Origin of the sequence: Pseudomonas sp. DTU12.3 (genome assembly GCF_004124275.1) — a bacterium.
GTDB lineage: Bacteria > Pseudomonadota > Gammaproteobacteria > Pseudomonadales > Pseudomonadaceae > Aquipseudomonas > Aquipseudomonas helmanticensis.
This window is the reverse complement of record NZ_CP027218.1, coordinates 4,663,720-4,683,659: the sequence shown is the minus strand read 5'-3', so window position 1 is coordinate 4,683,659 and position 19,940 is coordinate 4,663,720. Positions and strand designations below refer to the sequence as shown.

General features: G+C 59.0%; 12 protein-coding genes. 6 read left to right on the top strand and 6 right to left on the bottom strand.

What is annotated here, in order from left to right; genetic code table 11:
- The first annotated feature begins 17 nt into the window (after positions 1–17).
- Entirely contained in the window at positions 18–620 is a 603-nt protein-coding gene (locus C2E19_RS21375; RefSeq protein WP_174823976.1) for a DsbA family protein, read from the top strand.
- On the top strand, positions 613–2,430 hold the full coding sequence (locus C2E19_RS21370) for an ABC transporter ATP-binding protein (RefSeq protein WP_129394970.1): 1,818 nt from the start codon (positions 613–615) through the stop codon (positions 2,428–2,430). Before C2E19_RS21375 ends, C2E19_RS21370 begins: the two co-directional genes overlap by 8 nt.
- On the opposite strand, the gene C2E19_RS21365 is transcribed toward C2E19_RS21370, so the two are convergent.
- Positions 2,431–7,065: a deaminase domain-containing protein gene (locus C2E19_RS21365; protein WP_129394969.1), complete on the bottom strand. Its 4,635-nt coding sequence runs from the start codon at positions 7,063–7,065 to the stop codon at positions 2,431–2,433.
- A gap of 173 nt (positions 7,066–7,238) precedes the next feature.
- Here C2E19_RS21365 and C2E19_RS21360 point away from each other — a divergent pair, with 173 nt between their 5' ends.
- Together C2E19_RS21360 and C2E19_RS21355 are read left to right on the top strand one after the other, a co-directional pair.
- Positions 7,239–9,698 (top strand): EAL domain-containing protein, encoded by a 2,460-nt coding sequence (locus tag C2E19_RS21360; RefSeq protein WP_129394968.1) that lies wholly within the window; start codon positions 7,239–7,241, stop codon positions 9,696–9,698.
- Between the two features lie 79 nt (positions 9,699–9,777).
- On the top strand, positions 9,778–10,539 hold the full coding sequence (locus tag C2E19_RS21355; RefSeq protein WP_372238452.1) for a TenA family transcriptional regulator: 762 nt from the start codon (positions 9,778–9,780) through the stop codon (positions 10,537–10,539).
- Between the two features lie 119 nt (positions 10,540–10,658).
- Here C2E19_RS21355 and C2E19_RS21345 read toward each other — a convergent pair whose 3' ends face one another.
- The 5 genes from C2E19_RS21345 to C2E19_RS21325 form a co-directional block, all read right to left on the bottom strand.
- Positions 10,659–11,585 carry a GGDEF domain-containing protein gene (locus C2E19_RS21345; protein WP_129394966.1) on the bottom strand — a complete coding sequence of 309 codons (927 nt, stop codon included), beginning with the start codon at positions 11,583–11,585 and terminating at the stop codon, positions 10,659–10,661.
- Positions 11,586–11,947: 362 nt separating this feature from the next.
- Positions 11,948–12,688 carry a YciK family oxidoreductase gene (locus C2E19_RS21340; protein ID WP_129394965.1) on the bottom strand — a complete coding sequence of 247 codons (741 nt, stop codon included), beginning with the start codon at positions 12,686–12,688 and terminating at the stop codon, positions 11,948–11,950.
- Positions 12,689–12,762: 74 nt separating this feature from the next.
- Complete coding sequence (gene mupP / locus C2E19_RS21335; RefSeq protein WP_103305668.1) at positions 12,763–13,434, bottom strand: N-acetylmuramic acid 6-phosphate phosphatase MupP; 672 nt, start codon at positions 13,432–13,434, stop codon at positions 12,763–12,765.
- Positions 13,435–13,438: 4 nt separating this feature from the next.
- On the bottom strand, positions 13,439–14,137 hold the full coding sequence (gene ubiG, locus C2E19_RS21330; protein WP_129394964.1) for a bifunctional 2-polyprenyl-6-hydroxyphenol methylase/3-demethylubiquinol 3-O-methyltransferase UbiG: 699 nt from the start codon (positions 14,135–14,137) through the stop codon (positions 13,439–13,441).
- Between the two features lie 56 nt (positions 14,138–14,193).
- On the bottom strand, positions 14,194–15,528 hold the full coding sequence (locus C2E19_RS21325) for a TRZ/ATZ family hydrolase (protein ID WP_129394963.1): 1,335 nt from the start codon (positions 15,526–15,528) through the stop codon (positions 14,194–14,196).
- 108 nt (positions 15,529–15,636) lie between these two features.
- Between C2E19_RS21325 and mtnA the strand changes: the two genes are divergently transcribed.
- Together mtnA and gyrA are read left to right on the top strand one after the other, a co-directional pair.
- Complete coding sequence (gene mtnA, locus C2E19_RS21320) at positions 15,637–16,713, top strand: S-methyl-5-thioribose-1-phosphate isomerase (RefSeq protein WP_129394962.1); 1,077 nt, start codon at positions 15,637–15,639, stop codon at positions 16,711–16,713.
- A gap of 433 nt (positions 16,714–17,146) precedes the next feature.
- Positions 17,147–19,921: a DNA gyrase subunit A gene (gene gyrA, locus C2E19_RS21315; protein ID WP_129394961.1), complete on the top strand. Its 2,775-nt coding sequence runs from the start codon at positions 17,147–17,149 to the stop codon at positions 19,919–19,921.
- Positions 19,922–19,940 lie beyond the last annotated feature (19 nt).

The window sequence follows — 19,940 nt, the reverse complement described above, 5'->3', positions numbered from 1 at the left end:
TCTATGTGATGGACCCGATGTGTTCATGGTGCTGGGGGTTCGCTCCGGTGGCCAAGGCATTGGTCGAGCAGGCGCAGGCAGCCGGGGTCGAGTTGCATCTGGTAGTCGGCGGGTTGCGCACCGGCAGCGGTGCTGCGCTGGAGCCGACCACGCGGCGCTACATTCTTGAACACTGGCAAGCGGTCACCGAAGCCACCGGCCAGCCGTTCAAGCTTGAGGGCGCGTTGCCCGAGGGTTTTGTCTACGACACTGAGCCTGCCTGCCGCGCGATCGTCACCGCGCGCAGCCTCGCGCCGGATTGCGCGTGGACACTGGTTGGCCTGATCCAGCAGGCGTTTTACGCTGAAGGTCGCGACGTGACCCAGGCCAGTGTGCTGGTGGAACTGGCAGAGCAGGCCGGCGTACCGCGTATCGAATTTGCCGCATTGTTCGATCATGCCGATCAACACAAGGCGACTCAGGCCGATTTCAGCTGGGTGCAGGATCTGGGCATCGCCGGATTCCCGACCCTGCTCGCCGAGCGCAACGGCCAACTGGCGTTGCTGACCAACGGCTATCAACCGCTCAGCGAGCTGTCGCCGTTGCTCGGCCGCTGGCTGGAGCGCGCTGCCTGTGCATGATCCGGCCGATGACACGCCAGCCGTAAAGCGTGTCGACCGGCTGAGCTGGGCAGAAGTCCGGCGTCTGGCACTGCATCACAAAAAATCCCTGTGGATTGCCAACGGCGTCGCCGTACTGGCGACGCTGTGCAGCGTGCCGATTCCGTTGCTGTTGCCGTTGCTGGTCGACGAAGTCCTGCTCGGTCATGGCGACGCGGCACTGAAAGTCATGAACCACGTGCTGCCGGGCATGTGGCAGCAAGCGGCGGGCTATATCGGCCTGATGCTGGTGGTCACGCTGACTCTGCGTTGCAGCGCCCTGTGTTTTGGCGTGTTGCAGGCGCGGCTGTTTGCACGCTTGGCCAAGGACATTGTCTATCGCATCCGCGTGCGCCTGATCGACCGGTTGAAACGGATTTCCCTCGGCGAATACGAAAGCCTTGGCAGCGGTACAGTGACCACACACCTGGTCACCGATCTGGACACCCTCGACAAGTTTGTCGGCGAAACCCTCAGCCGTTTTCTGGTGGCGATGCTGACGCTGGTTGGCACCGCGAGCATCCTGATGTGGATGCACTGGAAACTGGCGCTGCTGATTCTGCTGTTCAACCCGTTGGTGATCTACGCCACGGTGCAACTGGGCAAGCGCGTCAAACACCTGAAGAAACTCGAGAACGACAGCACTTCGCGCTTCACTCAGGCGTTGAGCGAAACCCTCGATGCGATCCAGGAAGTGCGCGCCGGCAACCGGCAGGGTTACTTTCTTGGACGCCTCGGTCTGCGTGCGCAGGAAGTGCGCAACTACGCGGTCAATTCGCAGTGGAAAACCGACGCCTCCAATCGCGCCAGTGGCTTGCTGTTCCAGTTCGGCATCGACATCTTTCGCGCGGCAGCGATGCTCACGGTGTTGTTTTCCGATCTGTCGATCGGGCAGATGCTCGCGGTGTTCAGTTACCTGTGGTTCATGATCGGTCCGGTCGAACAACTGCTCAATCTGCAATATGCCTATTACGCGGCCGGCGGTGCGCTGACGCGGATCAACGAACTGCTGGCGCGCGCCGACGAGCCGCAATATCCCGGCGGCGTCGATCCATTCAAGGGCCGTGAGACCGTCGGCATCGAGGTGCAAGGCCTGAGTTTTGGCTACGGCGATGAACTGGTGCTGGACCAGATGAACCTGTCCATCGCGCCCGGCGAGAAAGTCGCGATTGTCGGCGCCAGTGGCGGCGGCAAAAGTACACTGGTGCAGTTGCTGTTGGGGCTGTATACGCCGGTGTCCGGGACTATCCGCTTCGGTGGTTCGACCCAGCAGGAAATCGGCCTGGAACTGGTCAGGGAAAACGTCGCCGTGGTGCTGCAGCATCCGGCGCTGTTCAATGACACCGTGCGTGCCAACCTGACCATGGGCCGCACCCGCAGCGACGAAGCCTGCTGGCAGGCGTTGGAAATCGCCCAGATGGAGGCGACCATCCGTGGCTTGCCGCAGGGGCTCGACAGCATTGTCGGCCGCTCCGGTGTGCGCCTTTCCGGTGGTCAACGGCAACGCCTGGCGATTGCGCGAATGATCCTCGCCGAGCCGAAAGTAGTGATCCTCGACGAAGCCACCTCAGCGCTCGACGCTGCCACCGAGTACAACCTGCATCAGGCCATGGCACGCTTTCTCAACGGCCGCACCACGTTGATCATTGCTCACCGATTGTCAGCGGTGAAGCAGGCGGACCGAGTGCTGGTGTTCGATGGCGGCCAGGTTGCCGAGGATGGCGACCATCAGCAACTGATTGCCGATGGCGGCCTGTACGCCAAACTTTACGGGCATCTGCAGCGCATCTGATCAACCCCAGAGTACCTGCAGCGCAGTATCCACGCCGTCATGACCAAACTGCTTCATCACCACTGAACACGATTCGCACGGGCGCATGGTCGTTGCGACGTCGACTGCGCGGATTTCCTTCGGGTCCGGGTATTTTTCGCGAATCACGCTGATCAACTTGCTTTCACTGTCCAGTGAAGTGGGGCGGCTGGTCTGTGTCGGTTGGTAGGTTTTCAGCTCTTTGATGGTCAGCGGCACCGCCAGCAGTTGGCCTTGTTCCGTCACCTCAAGGGACGTGCGCGGGAAGGCGGAGTTGTAGTCGATATTGATGTAGGTGGTCTCTCCGATTCGCACATGTTCGCTGCCCATGTGCCGAAACAGCGGCAGGCGCTGGGTGCTGCCCTGCGCGCCGGAGACGCTGACGTAAATTTCCCGTTGGCCGCCGGTGGTGGTGACCTCGGCGAACGCTATGTTGCGTGCATTGAGCGGGCGCTCGCGTACGGGCAGCAGGTTCTGCAACTTCTGCATGGAGCCATCTATGCGCAGTGCCGCGTTGCTGTTGGCCGGGTTGATGGTTGGTGACAGAAACAGCGTATCGAATATTTCTGCGGTTTTTAATCGAAACGCTTCCGGCGCTTCCTTACTGCGTGCCCACGTCGCGGCGCCCTCGGGCAGTCGGGTGACGATCATTCGGGTGGAGTGATCGAACATCAAAGCTTCGCCCGGACTGGTGTCGACTTTCAGCCATTTCATATTGTTCGCCGGAAGGGCGCTGGTACCAATGGGAATGGCGATTTCTTCCATGGTGCGCATGGCGCGCTGTACCGCTTCGAGACCATGGATGCGCACGACGTTGTTGGCATGCAGCGAACCGGTATAAACAGTCAGCAGTTCCGCGCCCAGCGAACCCTCGACCATGTCGGCGGGCGCCAGGCGATTGAGTGTCAACAGGTCGTTCGTTTTTTCCCCTTTGCGAATGCTTGCCAGATAATACTCATGACTGTTGATCCGCAGGAAAACGTAAGCAGCCGAATCGTCGATGGCAGGGACCAGAATCGCTCCGACCTGATGCGTGTCATTGATCCCGTCATAACTCCCGCCAGTCTTTACACGGGCGAAAATCCCTTTGCGAAACTGCAATGTTGCCTGGATCTGCTGTCTGGGTATCAGCCGGCCATTTTTGAATCCAAGGCGGGCGAGATCACCTCTGAACAGCGTCGGGCGGTTATCGAGGATTCGGTACAGCTTCGCGTCGATCGCCAGAAAAGTACCATTTTGCCTGGCCAACGCGGCCGGCTCCGAGATCCTGTCGCCAAACCATGGGGCGTAGCCTTTGTCTTTTACCACCTCGCCAAGGGGTGGTGTCGGTGCCGGTTCGCCGGTGGTGTAGCTGACGCGGCAGTCGTCCTGGCGCCCCGGTGCCCGTCGTGGCCGGCAGGGTAGTAACGTCCAGTTTCGGCTGTCATCGATCAGATCAACCCGCCGCAGTTCTTCGCCGTCGAGCCGATACGGCGCGTCGTCGATCAGCACCGTGTGGTGTCCGTCAGCTTCAGGCAAGTGCTGCACACGGGTTTTTTCGGGTAGCTTGATGGTGATCTGATTGCCCGTTTTGTCCACGCCAGCGTAGCTGGAGTGCCCCAAAGCCAAATCGTGATCCTGGGGCGTCAGCGGTGGGCCAAATGGACGCTCCGACAGCGGGTCCAGTACGTGATAACGGGATTCGCTGATGGCAACGTTGCGCACCGGAACGTCATCGATGCCTTTGACCGCGGCCAATTGGTCGGAGTGGCTCAAGGGTTTCCAGCGACCGACGTCGAGTGCCTGGGGAAGACTGTGCAACAGGTCATATTTATCGCTCGTGCCGGCCAGGCGTTTAAACCGCGCTAACGCCTTTTTTTCCAGATAAACCACGGCCCGCAAGGTTTTGGCCAATCCCCTGCCACCGAGTCTGAGCAGGGCAGGCGCGGCATCCAGGGGATTGAGGTTTTTCAGGCTGGACAGCAATAGCGTTTTTGACAATTGCGCCATGCTTGGCAGGGCGACGCGTATGGCCATTTTGCCGGCCACGGCGGCGAGGCGGATGCTGCCAGCCACGAATTTGCCCAGCGGAATCGCAAACGACACGATATCGAGGATTAATCCGAAGATGCCCAGCGCACGTTTGCCGGGATCGTTCGACTGCAGGTCTTCGAGGCTGCCCCAGAACGGAATGAACCCCTTCAGTGCATGGATCCAGTGTTCGTTGTTGCCCTCTCGCTCGAAGCGGGTTTCTCCCCATGCTTCGCTGTACAACGCCTTTTCATCGGCATAGAAATGTTCAGTAGCGATGAGCGAGCTGATCTGCGCGGTTCTCGCCGAGGTCAAAGTCAGGTTCGCCGAGATATTGTGGTGTGCCGGAGGAATTGCAGAAGCGGCAAGCACGTCGCCTAGCGGCTCGAGAACGGCGAGGCAAAAAGCGCCACGTTTGGGTACCGAACCCTTTTTATGTGCGTCCAGATCGAATGGCGGGCGGTGCAGGTGAACCCTGGCGAGGCCTTCGTCCTGGATTTTTCCGTCTTTTGGCGGAGGCCTTCGTGAAAGCAGTCCGTCGAGATGCGAGACGGACACATCCCCGCGTTTGCGTATTACACCGGCGCGCGGCAGGCATTCGTAAAAATGCTCCGAATCCTGATAGGTCGCGCGCAGAATAAAGCCCATGCGCGCCCGCTGCAGTTGCATGGTTTCGGGCGCTTCTGAACGACCAGCGATGTTGTGGGCCTGATCCCTGAGACAGTAAGCCCTCACTTCGCCATGCTCCAGCGCTTGTCGGTCTGACCATGGCAGCGTGACCAGTTGTGTTTTGATCAGGTACCCATAAGCATTTTGGAGTTTGCTCAGGTAATCGTTGAATTGCTTGTCGAACAACGATTTGATATCGGGCAAGGTGCAATTTTCCGGGAAGCGGGAAAGCATCCCGCTCGGGTTTCTGTTGTCGAGATAGCCGCTTTTCAGCGTTCGGTCTGCCGTCAGGCTGATCCATTGAATGGAGGTCTTGCCGTTATCGCTGACATACCATCGAGTGTCGGGCTTCAGGCCGCCGGATGCATAAACCTCCAATAGCGGCCACACAGGCAGCGCCACGTCCGGGGTATCAATGATGCTGCGTTGGCGGCGGCTGTGCGGTTGATGGTGATGGCGCTTGAGGTTGGTCTTTGTGTGCTTGTAAATCTGTGAGTCAATCGCTCGTTCCAGCTCCTTTGTTGCCAGAGGCAGCCGTTGCGGCGGTTCGATATCCAGACACAGAATCGCGTCGTTCAGTTGCGCTTTATGATCCTCCAGCGCCTGCAGGGCGATGTGCGCGAAGGGTTGATCGTCGTCAGTCTCAGCCGCTGGCAGTGCGCCGGTTGCCATGGCCCAGGTCTGTGCAGCCGCAACTCGGGTCATGGTAATCACGGCCATCAGCTCGGCGCTGGCGGTTGCGCTTTTTTTCAGCGGCAGGTCGATCAACTGTTGAAAGGTCAGTTGTCGCAACGATTCAGGATCGAGAACATGCGCTAGTTGCACGCCGTGCATGAAATTGACCCAGACCGCGGAAGCCCCGTATCGCAGATCATCGGGAATGCCGCGAACCTGAAAATCTAAGGGAAACTGCGCCAGGCACACCCACCCCAATAAAGCCTTTTCAGCCTGTGTCGAGGCTCGTTGCGATTCTTCCAGATGCTGGACAAAGTCCTCGCGAATGTCTGCGTAGCTTTTCCCGTAGTGGCTACGTGGTTCCAGTACATACCCGGCAACCTGCATCGAATGACCCTGACGGGGGACGTCGTACCACAGGCGCAACGCTGCCAGTAACAGATGCGCAGCGATGTCGGGAATCGTCTGCTCATCGGGGAGGGCGCCGTACCAACCCAGTGTTTGCAGCAGACGCTGGCCAAGGTCTCGGGCCAATGGCGAGTCGAGCAGGCGTTCCAGACAGGTTGCAGGCTGGGTTTGCAGTTGCTTGAGCGTGTAGGGCGGCGTGACTTCTCTGGCCAGGTAGTTGATCAGCGATAGCTCTTTACCGGTGAGAAACGTCCCGATCAATTGGTGAGTCGCCGCGATGTCGTCGTCGCTCATCAATGCTGTCAGCTGCGGGCTGTTTGGCAGGTTCAATCGATGGTCGGCACGTTTTTCCTCGACCTCGTCGATCAGCCGGGCCAAGCCCGAGGCATCTTTTTCGGCGGGTAGCGTAAAGCCGGAAAAACTCGCAAGCTGCGCCAATGGCAGCAGCCTGTCGGAACGCAGGTGTCCACCTATACTCAGCAACGCGCGCTGGAACTGACGAATCTTGCCAGTCGTGTTGGTCACATTCTTGATGGTGTACACCGCATCATCGGCATCGCCCCGGGAGCTGGTGAAGCGGCAATGATCGGCCGCGGCGCTGACGTAGGTGAGCAATCCCTTCGATGCTTGCAGTTGTCGTGTCAGCAGTGGGTCGCCGGTGTCCTCGAACAGCGCAAGAAAAAGGCTCTGGGCATGATCGTGTGCCGTGCCGAGGCGAGAATTGGCTTGCGGCGACAGGTAAAATTGCTCCAGCGAGGTGGCTGCGCTGTGCACCGCCCGCATTGCCGCGATCATTGCGCGGTATTCGGCCTGTTGAGCGGTGTGGCGTTGCTGCGGGGTTACCGGTAAGTTCATGGAGAGCGGCTCGGAAGTGATCGGAAGCCGTCAGTGTTGAAGTTTCCTGTGCTCTCGGTGCGGTACATATGTATCGCGAGTTGAAGTGTCCTGCTTGCCGGAAGGGGGATCGCCCCCTAGGCTAGGTTAGCGGTCTCCTCTTTGATGATGGCAGTGCGTGCGCAAAGGACCTCATGAAGCAAAAAAGGACTCTCGGAACGCCACGGTTGTTAGGCATCGTCTGGCCATTTATTGCCGTTGTGCTATTTCAGGCGTTATTGGGGGGCGTAAGTCTTTACGTCCTGTCGGCCGTTCGCGGTTATGTCGCTGGCGAGAGCCTGTGGTCCAAGGGCCAGAAAGACGCCATCTATTACCTCAATCTGTATGCAGACAGTCGCGACGAAGCGATTTACCTCAAGTATCAGAATGCGATTGCCGTGCCGCAGGGCGGGCATCAGTTGCGCCTGGCGCTGGATCATCAGCCACCGGATTTACAGGCTGCGCGCGATGGCATCCTCAAGGGCGGCAATCACCCGGATGACGTTTCGAGCCTGATCTGGCTGTACCTCAATTTTCGTCATTTCAGCTATCTGGAAACCGCCATTGATCGCTGGACGCTGGGCGATGCGTATCTGGTCGAACTGGACAATGTCGCCAGCGAAATGCACCAGAGCATCAGCGAGAACAGTGCGACACCGGCCGACATCCAGCGCTGGAAGGCGCGGATTTTCGCCATCAATGACGGCGTCACGCCGGCAGCGAAAGCTTTTAGCGATGCGTTGGGCGAAGGCTCGCGGATGATCCTGCGTTTGCTCTTGTTCACCAATCTGGCCACGGCGCTGGGCCTGATTGTGCTGGCGTTGCTGCGTACGCATAAATTGCTCAAGCAGCGCCATGCCTTTGCCCAGGCACTGCAACTGGAGAAAGATCGCGCACACGTCACGCTGCATTCGATTGGCGACGGCGTCATCACCACCGACGTCAGCGGTGCGATCGATTACATGAACCCCGCCGCCGAAGCGATGACCCACTGGAAAGCCGAGCAGGCTGCCGGATTGCCGCTGGCGGCGCTGTTCAATCTGCTCGACGATAACGCCCAGGCTGAGGGCCTGACGCTGATCGAACACATTCTCAGCGGCAAACTCAGTGGTGGCAGTGAGCATTCCAAGCTGATCCAGCGCCTCGACGGCAGCACAGTCTCGGTGACGCTGGTCGGCGCGCCGATCCGCAACGCCGGCAAGGTCAGCGGCACGGTGCTGGTGCTGCACGACATGACTCAGGAGCGGCAGTACATCGCCAATCTGTCCTGGCAGGCCACGCACGACGCACTGACCGGGCTGGCCAACCGTCGCGAATTCGAATATCGCCTTGAGCAGGCATTGCACAACCTCACGCGTCAGCCCGGACGGCATGCGCTGATGTTCCTCGATCTCGATCAGTTCAAACTGGTCAACGACACCTGCGGCCATGCGGCGGGCGATGAGCTGTTGCGGCACATCTGCGCACTGCTGCAATCGGGGTTGCGCGAGAGCGACACGCTGGCGCGGCTGGGCGGCGACGAGTTCGGCATCCTCCTGGAGAATTGCGCGCCGGAGGCGGCGGAAAAAATCGCCGAAGTCTTGCGCCAGACCGTGCAGAATCTGCATTTCGTCTGGAAGGGTCGGCCGTTTTTGACCACCGTCAGCATCGGCCTGGTGCATATCGCCCAGACCCCGACGACCCTTGAAACTTCATTGCGTGCCGCTGACATGGCTTGCTACATGGCCAAGGAAAAGGGCCGCAACCGCGTGCAGGTCTATCACGCCGACGACTCGGAACTGTCCGTGCGTTTCGGTGAAATGGCTTGGGTGCAGCGACTGCACATGGCGCTGGAAGAAAACCGCTTCTGTCTGTACGCCCAGGAAATCGCCCCGCTGGGATCGGCGGAGGGGCGCGGCGGGCACATCGAGATTCTGCTGCGATTGCATGACGAAGCCGGGCGCATGATTCTCCCGGACAGCTTTATTCCGGCCGCCGAGCGTTATGGCCTGATGAATCAACTTGATCGTTGGGTGGTGCAGAATGTTTTCAAGCTAATAGCGGAGTGTATTGCCGAAGAGCGTGAAGGGCCTTTGGCAATGTGTGCGATTAATCTTTCAGGCATTACTATCGGAGATGACGCGTTCTTGCACTTTCTGCGTGAACAGTTTGTTAGTTATGCCATTCCGCCTGAAATGATTTGTTTTGAAATTACTGAAACCAGTGCGATTTCGAATCTCGGGAGTGCAATTAGATTTATTAATGAACTCAAAGGTTTAGGGTGTTACTTCTCACTTGATGATTTTTGTGCCGGGATGTCTTCATTCGCTTATCTGAAACATTTGCCTGTAGACTTCCTGAAGATCGACGGGAGTTTCGTAAAGGATATGCTGGACGACCCGATTAACCGCGCAATGGTCGAAGTGATCAATCACATCGGGCATGTCATGGGTAAGAAAACAATTGCCGAGTTTGTTGAGACCGCCCAGATCGAGCAGGCATTGCTTGAAATCGGGGTGGATTACGCTCAGGGTTACGTTATCGAACGCCCGCAATTGTTTACCTGTGACAGTTTGCAGATACGGCCCGCCAGACCGCAGCCGCTGTTGTTCAAGGCGCCTGGCACGTTCCGTTGAAGTCTCTTGCCGATCCTTACAATCACAAATCAAAAGGAGCCGAACAGTGATCGACACATTCAACCGAACCGGACCACTCATGGAAGCTGCAAGTTATCCTGCCTGGGCACAACAGTTGATCCAGGATTGCAGCGAGAGCAAACGCCGGGTTGTCGAACATGAGTTGTACATGCGCATGCGTGATAACAAACTCAGTGCCAAAACCATGCGTCAGTACTTGATCGGCGGCTGGCCGGTCGTTGAACAGTTTGCCTTGTACATGGCGCAGAACCTGACCAAAACCAAGTTTGCCCGTCACCCCGGCGAGGACATGGCGCGCCGCTGGTTGATGCGCAATATCCGCGTCGAACTCAACCACGCCGATTACTGGCTGAACTGGAGTCGGGCGCACGGCGTGAGCCTTGAAGACTTGCAGGCACAGCAAGTTCCACCGGAACTGCACGCGCTGAGCCACTGGTGCTGGCACACCAGTTCCGCCGATTCATTGATCGTCGCCATTGCTGCCACCAACTATGCCATCGAAGGCGCGACCGGGGAGTGGTCGGCGCTGGTCTGTTCCACAGGTGTTTATGCCGCAGCGTTTCCCGAAGAGGAGCGCAAGCGCGCCATGAAGTGGTTGAAGATGCATGCGCAGTACGACGATGCCCATCCCTGGGAAGCGCTGGAAATCATCTGCACGTTGGCGGGGATGAACCCGAGCAAGGCGCTGCAAACGGAGCTGCGCCAGGCGGTGTGCAAGAGCTACGACTATATGTACCTGTTCCTCGAACGTTGCATGCAACTGGAAACGTCCGAACGATTGCTGGTCAGTCGTGAACGCAGGGCGGTAGTCACGCAATAAAAAATGTGGGAGCGGGCTTGCTCGCGAAAGCGCTGTATCAGTCAACTTATTTGCTGACTGACACAACGCCTTCGCGAGCAAGCCCGCTCCCACAGTTGTTTTGTGGTGTATGGAAAATCCTAGCCCGCCATTGCCAAGCGGTTACGACCTTCGCGCTTGGCCACATACAGCGCACTGTCCGCACGACGCAGCAGGCTTTCTGCCGACTCGCCAGGCAGCAGCGTCGAACAGCCCAAACTCACCGTCAGCTCGATCAACTGGCCATCGGCAAAATACTCTGCGGCCTGCGCGGCATGCCGCAGCCGTTCGCCGACCATCGCCGCCGCTTCCCGGCTGGTGTTCGACAGCAGGATCAGAAACTCTTCGCCACCATAACGAAAGACCATGTCGACGTTACGCAGCTGGCCCTTGATCGATGCCGCCACCGCTTTCAGTACGTCGTCACCGGCGCTGTGGCCGTGACTGTCGTTGACCCGTTTGAAGTGATCGATATCGAGCATCAACACCGACAACGGTTGCAGATGCCGACGCGACATTTCGATCTCGCGTTGCAGTGTCTGCTCCATGGCGATGCGATTTCCGGCCCCGGTCAATGGATCGCGCAGGGCGCTCTGGGTGGCTTCACGGTAGAGCAGGGCGTTGCGCATCGGAAACAGCAGGGACGACAACAATGACTCAAGGTTGCCCTGCTCTTTGTCGCTGAAACGCTGATTGCGGCGAAACACCAGTTCACCCATGTGCTGGCCTTCATGGCTGAGGCTGTAGCTGACCGAATGGTGACCGCGAGTGCCGAACTCCAGGCGCAGGTCGCTGCCCTGGTGCACATAGCTCAAGGCATCCAGCGGCACAAGGCGCTGAACTTCGCGGAAAAACAGACCGAGGATTCGTTGCGGCTCAAGACTGGTTTGCAGTTGCAGGCTCATTTGCTGGCGCAATTGCGCAAGACTGGCCGGTCGCTCCAGAAGGGGAGGCAGCTGACCAAAGCCCAGGCGTTGCAATTTGGCACTGTCAAAGTCAATTGCATTGGTCTGGGAGGGTGATTTCATATGGCGTGAGCCCCTAAGCAGTAAGTCTGTCTTACAGGCTGGGTGAGAGCGGCTATGGGCTGCGCGTCATACTGATCCATCAGTCCCGTAGGACGTTTGGCGTAAGTTTAGTCTGCTTGAAGACGATTAGTAAGCTATCGAATCAGGCCTTGCCCCACTGCCTTCACACGGCATGCTTTGAGGATATTTAGAGCGAAAGTCGTGCCATTCGGTTCGTATTTATTTAAACCGTTAAGAATCAATGGTTTGTCGATTTAGAGGGGATAGAGGCGCTGGGAAATTGACTGAATTATGACGGTCGACAGCGGCAAATGCATGCCGCGACAGGAATCTGCCGCGGCAACAAAAGCGACGTATGGCAGTTATTGCGCGTTGAACGCCTGGCCATTGATGCCAGTGCTGTCCGGACCCATCAAGTACAGGTACACCGGCATGATTTCCTCCGGCGTCGGGTTGTTCAGCGGGTTTTCCCCCGGATAGGCCTGCGCGCGCATGCTGGTGCGGGTTGCGCCAGGGTTGATGCTGTTGGAGCGCACCGGTGCGACGGTGTCGACCTCATCGGCGAGGGTTTGCATCAGGCCTTCGGTGGCAAACTTCGACACGCCATAAGCGCCCCAGTAAGCGCGGCCCTTGCGGCCGACGCTGCTGGAGGTGAACACCACGGAGGCGTCCTGCGACAGTTTCAGCAGCGGCAGCAAGGTGCTGGTCAGCATGAACATCGCATTGACGTTGATCTGCATGACGCGCATGAAGTTTTCCCCGGACAACTGTTCGATCGGCGTGCGCGGGCCAATGATCGAGGCATTGTGCAGCAAGCCGTCGAGATGGCCGAACTCGGTCTCGATCATCGCCGCCAGCTCATCGTATTGATGCGGCAGGGCGGTTTCCAGATTGAACGGAATCACTGCCGGTTGCGGATGGCCGGCGGCTTCGATGTCGTCGTAGACCTGAGTCAGATTGGCTTCGGTCTTGCCCAGCAACAGAACGGTGGCGCCATGCGCTGCGTAGGTTTTTGCAGCGGCCGCACCAATGCCGCGACCGGCACCGGTGACCAGAATGACCCGATCCTTGAGCAATTCGGGACGAGCGGAGTAATCAAACATAAAAACCTCATTAAGAGTCAGATCGTTCCCACGCTCCGCGTGGGAATGCAGCCAATGACGCTCTGCGTCAGGTTTCAGCAGCTGCAGAGCGCGCTATCGAGCACCTTGCGCAACTCCGACGGATGATCCACCACCACGTCCGCCCCCCAATGCCGAGGGTTGTCATCCGGATGAATGTAGCCAAACGTCACCGCCGCCGTTTTCGTACCGGCATCGCGTCCCGATTCGATATCACGCAGATCGTCGCCTACAAACAGAACCGTCGATGGATCCAGATCAAGCATCTTGCAGGCAAGGATCAACGGTTCCGGATCCGGCTTGCTGTTCTTCACGTGATCCGGGCAGATCAGCAGCGCCGAACGCTCGGCCAGCCCCAGTTGTTGCATGATCGGCTCGGCAAAGCGCAACGGCTTGTTGGTGACCACGCCCCAGACCAGGTTGGCCTTCTCGATGTCGGCGAGCAGTTCGCCCATGCCGTCGAACAGTTTGCTGTGCACCGCGCAACCGACCAGATAGCGCTCGAGAAATTCCAGACGCAGCTCCTCGAAGCCCGGCGATTCCGGGTCCATCGAAAACGTCACCGCGACCATCGCTTTCGCGCCGCCGGAAATCTCGTCGCGAATGTGCTTGTCGTTCATCGGCGGCAAACCACGATCCGCACGCATCGCCTGGCAGATGGCGATGAAGTCCGGCGCGGTGTCGAGCAGCGTGCCGTCCATGTCGAAAAGAACTGCTCTGATGGCCATCGGCTTATTCCTCGCGCAGGGTCTGGATCATGTAGTTGACGTCAACGTCGCTGGCCAGTTTGTAGTGCTTGGTCAGCGGGTTGTAGGTCAGGCCGATGATGTCCTTGACGGTCAGGCCGGCCATGCGGCTCCAGGCGCCGAGCTCGGACGGGCGGATGAATTTCTTGAAGTCGTGGGTGCCGCGCGGCAGCAACTTCATGATGTATTCGGCGCCGACGATGGCGAACAGGTAGGCCTTCGGGTTGCGGTTGATGGTCGAGAAGAACACCTGGCCGCCCGGTTTGACCATGCGGAAACAGGCGCGGATCACCGAGGATGGGTCCGGCACGTGCTCAAGCATCTCGAGGCAAGTGACGACGTCAAACTGCTCAGGCATTTCTTCGGCGAGATCTTCGGCAGTGATCTGACGGTATTCGACGCTGACGCCGGATTCCAGCTGATGCAGTTGCGCGACTGCCAGTGGCGCTTCACCCATGTCGATGCCCATCACGGTCGCGCCGCGTTGCGCCATGGCTTCGCTGAGGATGCCGCCGCCGCAACCGACGTCGAGGACTTTTTTGCCAGCCAGATTGACGCGTTCGTCGATCCAGTTGACCCGCAGTGGGTTGATGTCGTGCAGCGGTTTGAATTCGCTTTCACGGTCCCACCAGCGATGGGCCAGGGCTTCGAATTTGGCGATTTCGGCGTGGTCGACGTTACTCATGTTGAATCCTCTAAAACTTGAAAAAGGCTGTAGCCCCGAAGTGTATTCCGGGGTTTTTACGATTCTTTGTGGCCGCTGATGCGTTGGCCCCAGGCCCGGGCGGTGGCGCCCAGTTGTGCTTCGTCCAGTCGGGTCAGACGGCGGTCGTCGAGCAGTTGTTTGCCGGCGACCCACAGGTGTTTCACGCAATCGCGACCGGTGGCATATATAAGCTGCGAAACCGGGTCGTACACCGGTTGCTGGGCCAGGCCGGACAGATCGAAAGCGACGATGTCGGCGGCTTTGCCGATTTCCAGCGAGCCGACTTGCGCTTCGATGCCCAGTGCGCGCGCGCCATTCAGCGTGGCCATGCGCAGCGCGCGGTGGGCGTCCAGCGCGGTGGCCGAACCGGCGACGGCTTTCGCCAACAGCGCGGCGGTGCGGGTTTCGCCGAGCAGGTCGAGGTCATTGTTGCTGGCCGCGCCGTCGGTGCCGATCGCGACATTCACCCCAGCCTGCCACAAACGCTCGACCGGGCAGAAGCCGCTGGCGAGTTTCAGGTTGGATTCCGGGCAATGAATCACGCTGGTGTTGCTTTCTACCAGCAATGCCAGATCGTCATCGCTGATCTGGGTCATGTGCACGGCCTGGAAGCGCGGGCCGAGCAGGCCTAGGCGACCAAGGCGCGCCAGTGGCCGTTCACCGCGCTGCTCCAGCGATTGCTGAACCTCGAAAGCGGTTTCGTGGACATGCATATGGATCGAGGCATCGAGCTCCTCGGCAATCACACGGATTTTTTCGAGGTTCTCATCACCGACGGTGTACGGTGCATGAGGGCCAAACGTGATCTTGATCCGCTCGTGATGCTTGAGGTCGCCAAACAGCTCGACGCCCTGACGAATGGCCTCATCGGCGCTGCTGGCGCCCGGGATCGGGAAATCCAGAATCGGAATCGCGATCTGCGCGCGAATGCCACTGTTGTGAACGCGTTCGCTGGCGACTTTCGGGAAGAAATACATATCCGAGAAGCAGGTGATGCCACCCTTGATCTGCTCGGCGATCGCCAGATCGGTGCCATCGCGGACAAAATCTTCATCGACCCATTTGGCTTCGGCTGGCCAGATGTGGTTTTCCAGCCAGGTCATCAGCGGCAGATCATCGGCCAGGCCACGGAACAGCGTCATCGCTGCGTGGCCGTGGGCATTGATCAGGCCGGGGGCGAGCAGCACATCCGGCAGTTCACGGATTTCCGTGGCGTTACACTTCAATGCTTCGGCACGCGGGCCGATAAACACGATGCGACCGTCGCGGATGCCCAGGCCATGCTCCTTGAGCACAACGCCTGCAGGTTCGACGGGTACCAGCCAGGTCGGCAGCAATAATAAGTCGAGCGCAATGGCAGGTTTCGGCATCGAGGGTCGGTTCCAGTGCTTTTGTAAAGGATGGCGAAGTATACCCGAGCGTCTTCGCGGGGGGATCGCTATAATCGGCGGCTTTTGTTCATGAGTGCGGGGTGTGGGATGCGCGATCGACTGTTGGCTGCGGAGAAAGTGAAGGCCATCGATTGGCGAGATGGCGCGCTGCACCTGCTGGATCAGCGTATTTTGCCGTTCGAGGAAACCTGGATTGCCTACACCAGCGCCGCCGGCGTGGCCGAGGCAATTCGCTCGATGGTAGTGCGCGGCGCACCGGCTATCGGCATCAGTGCGGCGTACGGCATCGTCCTCGCGGCGCGGGCGCGGATCGCCGAAGGTGGCGACTGGTACGCGGCGCTGGAGGAGGATTTCGCCCTGTTGGCCGATGCTCGCCCGACCGCTGTCAATCTGTTCTGGGCGTTGGGGCGTATGCACGATCGCCTCGATCGCCTGAAAGACAATGCCGATCCGCTGGCGGCGCTGGAAGCTGAAGCCATCGCCATTCATGAAAGCGACCGCGAAGCCAACCTGACCATGGCGCAGCTCGGTGTCGACCTGATTCGCAAACATCAGGGCAATGCCCAGGCGATCCTGACCCACTGCAATACCGGTGCGCTGGCCACTGGCGGTTTCGGCACCGCGCTGGGGGTGATTCGCGCGGCTTTTCTGGAAGGCATGGTCGAGCGCGTTTACGCCGACGAAACCCGTCCGTGGCTGCAAGGCTCGCGCTTGACCGCGTGGGAACTGGCCAACGAAGGCATCCCGGTAACGCTGAATGCCGACTCTGCCGCAGCACACATCATGAAAACCAAAGGTGTGACCTGGGTGATCGTCGGTGCAGACCGCATCACCGCCAACGGTGACGTGGCCAACAAGATCGGCACCTATCAACTGGCTGTCAACGCCATGCACCATGGCGTGCGTTTCATGGTCGTGGCGCCGAGTTCGACCATCGACATGAACCTGGCCAGCGGTGACGACATCCCGATCGAAGAACGTGATGGCGCCGAGTTGCTGGAAGTCGGCGGCAAGCGTGTCGGTGCCGACGTTGAAGCGTTCAATCCGGTGTTTGACGTGACGCCGGCCGATCTGATCGACGCGATCGTTACCGAGAAAGGCATCGTCGAGCGCCCGGATACCGCGAAAATGGCCCAGCTGATGTGCCGCAAACGCCTGCATTGATGGCGCTGTACTCAATGTAGGAGCTGCCGAAGGCTGCGATCTTTTGATTTTGTTTTTAGAAGATAAAGTCAAAAGATCGCAGCCTTCGGCAGCTCCTACATGTGTGCATGCCCTTAAAAGTCAATAAACATCGCTAATCCACACCACAAATCTGCGCTCAAAGAAGCTCTAAGCCTCTCTCGTCCCCTTTAAGCCTGTCACCGGTCAACTAACTATGCTCCATGCGCATCTGGGGGATAGGTGCGTGGCGGCCTTTGTGATAACATCCGGCGTTTTCCGAGGCAGCTTCACGAAGCTGTCTTTACTGCGCAAATCCGCGATCCAGTGTTGATTTGTCGTAAGTCGGCGCATGGCACTCGGCCGGCCCCGACGAGCTTCGTTGGTCCCATATGGATATGACGAAGTTTCACCAGAAAAAGGAATCAGGCTTCTCATGGGCGAACTGGCCAAAGAAATCCTCCCGGTCAATATCGAAGACGAGCTGAAGCAGTCCTACCTCGACTACGCGATGAGCGTAATCGTCGGCCGTGCACTGCCGGATGCGCGCGATGGCCTCAAGCCCGTGCACCGTCGCGTACTGTTCGCGATGAGCGAGCTGGGTAACGACTACAACAAGCCGTACAAGAAATCTGCCCGTGTTGTCGGCGACGTGATCGGTAAGTATCACCCGCACGGTGACACTGCCGTGTACGACACCATCGTTCGTATGGCCCAGCCTTTCTCCCTGCGCTACCTGCTGGTAGACGGTCAGGGCAACTTCGGTTCGGTCGACGGCGACAACGCTGCGGCCATGCGATACACCGAAGTACGCATGACCAAGCTGGCGCACGAGCTGCTGGCTGACCTGCACAAAGAAACCGTGGACTGGGTGCCGAACTACGACGGCACCGAAATGATCCCGGCGGTCATGCCGACCCGTATCCCCAACCTGCTGGTCAACGGCTCCAGCGGTATCGCCGTGGGCATGGCGACCAACATCCCGCCGCACAACCTCGGTGAAGTCATCGACGGTTGCCTGGCGCTCATCGACAACCCTGAGCTGACCGTCGATGAACTGATGCAATACATCCCCGGTCCGGACTTCCCGACCGCTGCGATCATCAACGGTCGCGCCGGCATCATCGAAGCCTACCGCACCGGTCGCGGGCGTATTTACATGCGTGCCCGCTCGATCATCGAAGACATCGACAAGGTCGGTGGTCGTCAGCAGATCGTCATCACCGAACTCCCTTACCAGTTGAACAAGGCGCGTCTGATCGAGAAGATCGCCGAGCTGGTCAAAGAGAAGAAGCTCGAAGGCATCACCGAACTGCGCGACGAGTCCGACAAGGACGGTATGCGCGTCGTGATTGAACTGCGTCGCGGCGAAGTGCCTGAGGTGATCCTCAACAACCTCTACGCCCAGACCCAGCTGCAATCGGTATTCGGCATCAACATCGTTGCGCTGATCGACGGCCGTCCACGCATTCTGAACCTCAAGGATCTGCTGGAAGCCTTCGTCCGTCACCGTCGCGAAGTGGTCACCCGCCGTACCGTGTTCGAACTGCGCAAGGCGCGCGAACGTGGTCACATCCTTGAAGGTCAAGCCGTTGCCCTGTCGAACATCGACCCGGTCATCGCCCTGATCAAGGCTTCGCCAACGCCGTCGGAAGCCAAGGAAGCGCTGATCAGCACCGCGTGGGAATCTTCCGCCGTGGTTGCGATGGTTGAGCGTGCCGGTGCTGATTCCTGCCGTCCGGAGACACTGGATCCGCAATACGGTCTGCGCGAAGGCAAGTACTTCCTGTCGCCAGAACAGGCGCAAGCCATTCTGGAACTGCGTCTGCACCGCCTGACCGGTCTGGAACACGAAAAACTGCTGGCCGAGTACCAAGAGATCCTCAACCAGATCGGTGAGCTGATCCGCATCCTCAACAGCGCTGTACGTCTGATGGAAGTGATCCGCGAAGAACTGGAAGTGATCCGCGCCGAATACGGCGATGTGCGTCGCACCGAAATTCTCGATGCACGTCTCGACCTGACCCTGGGCGACATGATCCCGGAAGAAGAGCGCGTCGTAACCATCTCTCACGGTGGCTATGCCAAGACCCAGCCATTGGCTGCGTACCAGGCTCAGCGTCGTGGCGGTAAAGGCAAGTCGGCTACCGGCGTCAAGGATGAGGACTACATCGCTCACCTGCTGGTCGCCAACAGCCACACCACGCTTCTGCTGTTCTCCAGCAAGGGCAAGGTGTACTGGCTCAAGACCTACGAGATTCCGGAAGCGTCCCGCGCTGCCCGTGGTCGTCCGCTGGTCAACCTGTTGCCGTTGAGCGAAGGTGAATACATCACCACGATGTTGCCGGTCGATCTCGAAGCCATGAAGCGTCAGGCTGAAGAGGAAGAGGCTGAAGGCGTTGAAGCTGATGTAGAAGAAATCGAAAACAGCAACGAGACCGACGAAGAGCGTCGTGCCCGGATCAAGGCTGCTGACCGCAAGAAGGCGCCGTTCATCTTCATGTCGACCGCCAACGGTACTGTGAAGAAGACCCCGCTGGTGGCGTTCAGCCGTCAGCGCAGCGTCGGTCTGATCGCACTGGAGCTGGACGAAGGCGACATCCTGATCTCCGCCGCCATTACCGATGGCGAGCAGGAAATCATGCTGTTCTCCGACGGCGGCAAAGTGACGCGCTTCAAGGAATCCGAAGTTCGCGCCATGGGCCGTACCGCCCGCGGTGTGCGTGGCATGCGTCTGCCAGAAGGGCAGAAGCTGATCTCCATGCTGATTCCGGAAGTAGGCAGCGAGATTCTCACCGCCTCCGCGCGCGGCTACGGCAAGCGCACGGCGATCACCGAATTCCCTGAGTACAAGCGTGGCGGTCAGGGCGTTATCGCCATGGTCAGCAACGAGCGTAACGGCCGTCTGGTCGGCGCGGTTCAGGTGCAGGACGGTGAAGAGATCATGCTGATCTCCGATCAGGGCACACTGGTGCGTACCCGCGTCGACGAAGTGTCGAGCCTGGGTCGTAACACGCAAGGTGTGACGTTGATCAAGCTGGCCAAGGATGAAACCCTGGTCGGGCTGGAGCGGGTTCAGGAGCCATCGGAAATCGAAGGTGAAGAGCTTGAAGGTGAAGAGGGTGAGGAATTCGAAGGCAATGTCGTGATCGACGATGCTGGCGAAGACCAGCAACTCGACGCCGCAGCAGACGAAGAACCGCAGGAATAAGCGGGCAACCAAGGGGGTG

Bases quoted from the DNA above. Each gene is read 5' to 3' on its own strand.
- C2E19_RS21360 (WP_129394968.1), top strand. From the start codon at position 7,239: ATGAAGCAAAAAAGGACTCTCGGAACGCCACGGTTGTTAGGCATCGTC.
- mtnA (WP_129394962.1), top strand. From the start codon at position 15,637: ATGCGCGATCGACTGTTGGCTGCGGAGAAAGTGAAGGCCATCGATTGG.
- C2E19_RS21340 (WP_129394965.1), bottom strand. From the start codon at position 12,688: ATGTTTGATTACTCCGCTCGTCCCGAATTGCTCAAGGATCGGGTCATT.
- C2E19_RS21345 (WP_129394966.1), bottom strand. From the start codon at position 11,585: ATGAAATCACCCTCCCAGACCAATGCAATTGACTTTGACAGTGCCAAA.
- mupP (WP_103305668.1), bottom strand. From the start codon at position 13,434: ATGGCCATCAGAGCAGTTCTTTTCGACATGGACGGCACGCTGCTCGAC.
- C2E19_RS21365 (WP_129394969.1), bottom strand. From the start codon at position 7,065: ATGAACTTACCGGTAACCCCGCAGCAACGCCACACCGCTCAACAGGCC.
- gyrA (WP_129394961.1), top strand. From the start codon at position 17,147: ATGGGCGAACTGGCCAAAGAAATCCTCCCGGTCAATATCGAAGACGAG.
- C2E19_RS21355 (WP_372238452.1), top strand. From the start codon at position 9,778: ATGGAAGCTGCAAGTTATCCTGCCTGGGCACAACAGTTGATCCAGGAT.
- C2E19_RS21375 (WP_174823976.1), top strand. From the start codon at position 18: ATGTGTTCATGGTGCTGGGGGTTCGCTCCGGTGGCCAAGGCATTGGTC.
- ubiG (WP_129394964.1), bottom strand. From the start codon at position 14,137: ATGAGTAACGTCGACCACGCCGAAATCGCCAAATTCGAAGCCCTGGCC.
- C2E19_RS21325 (WP_129394963.1), bottom strand. From the start codon at position 15,528: ATGCCGAAACCTGCCATTGCGCTCGACTTATTATTGCTGCCGACCTGG.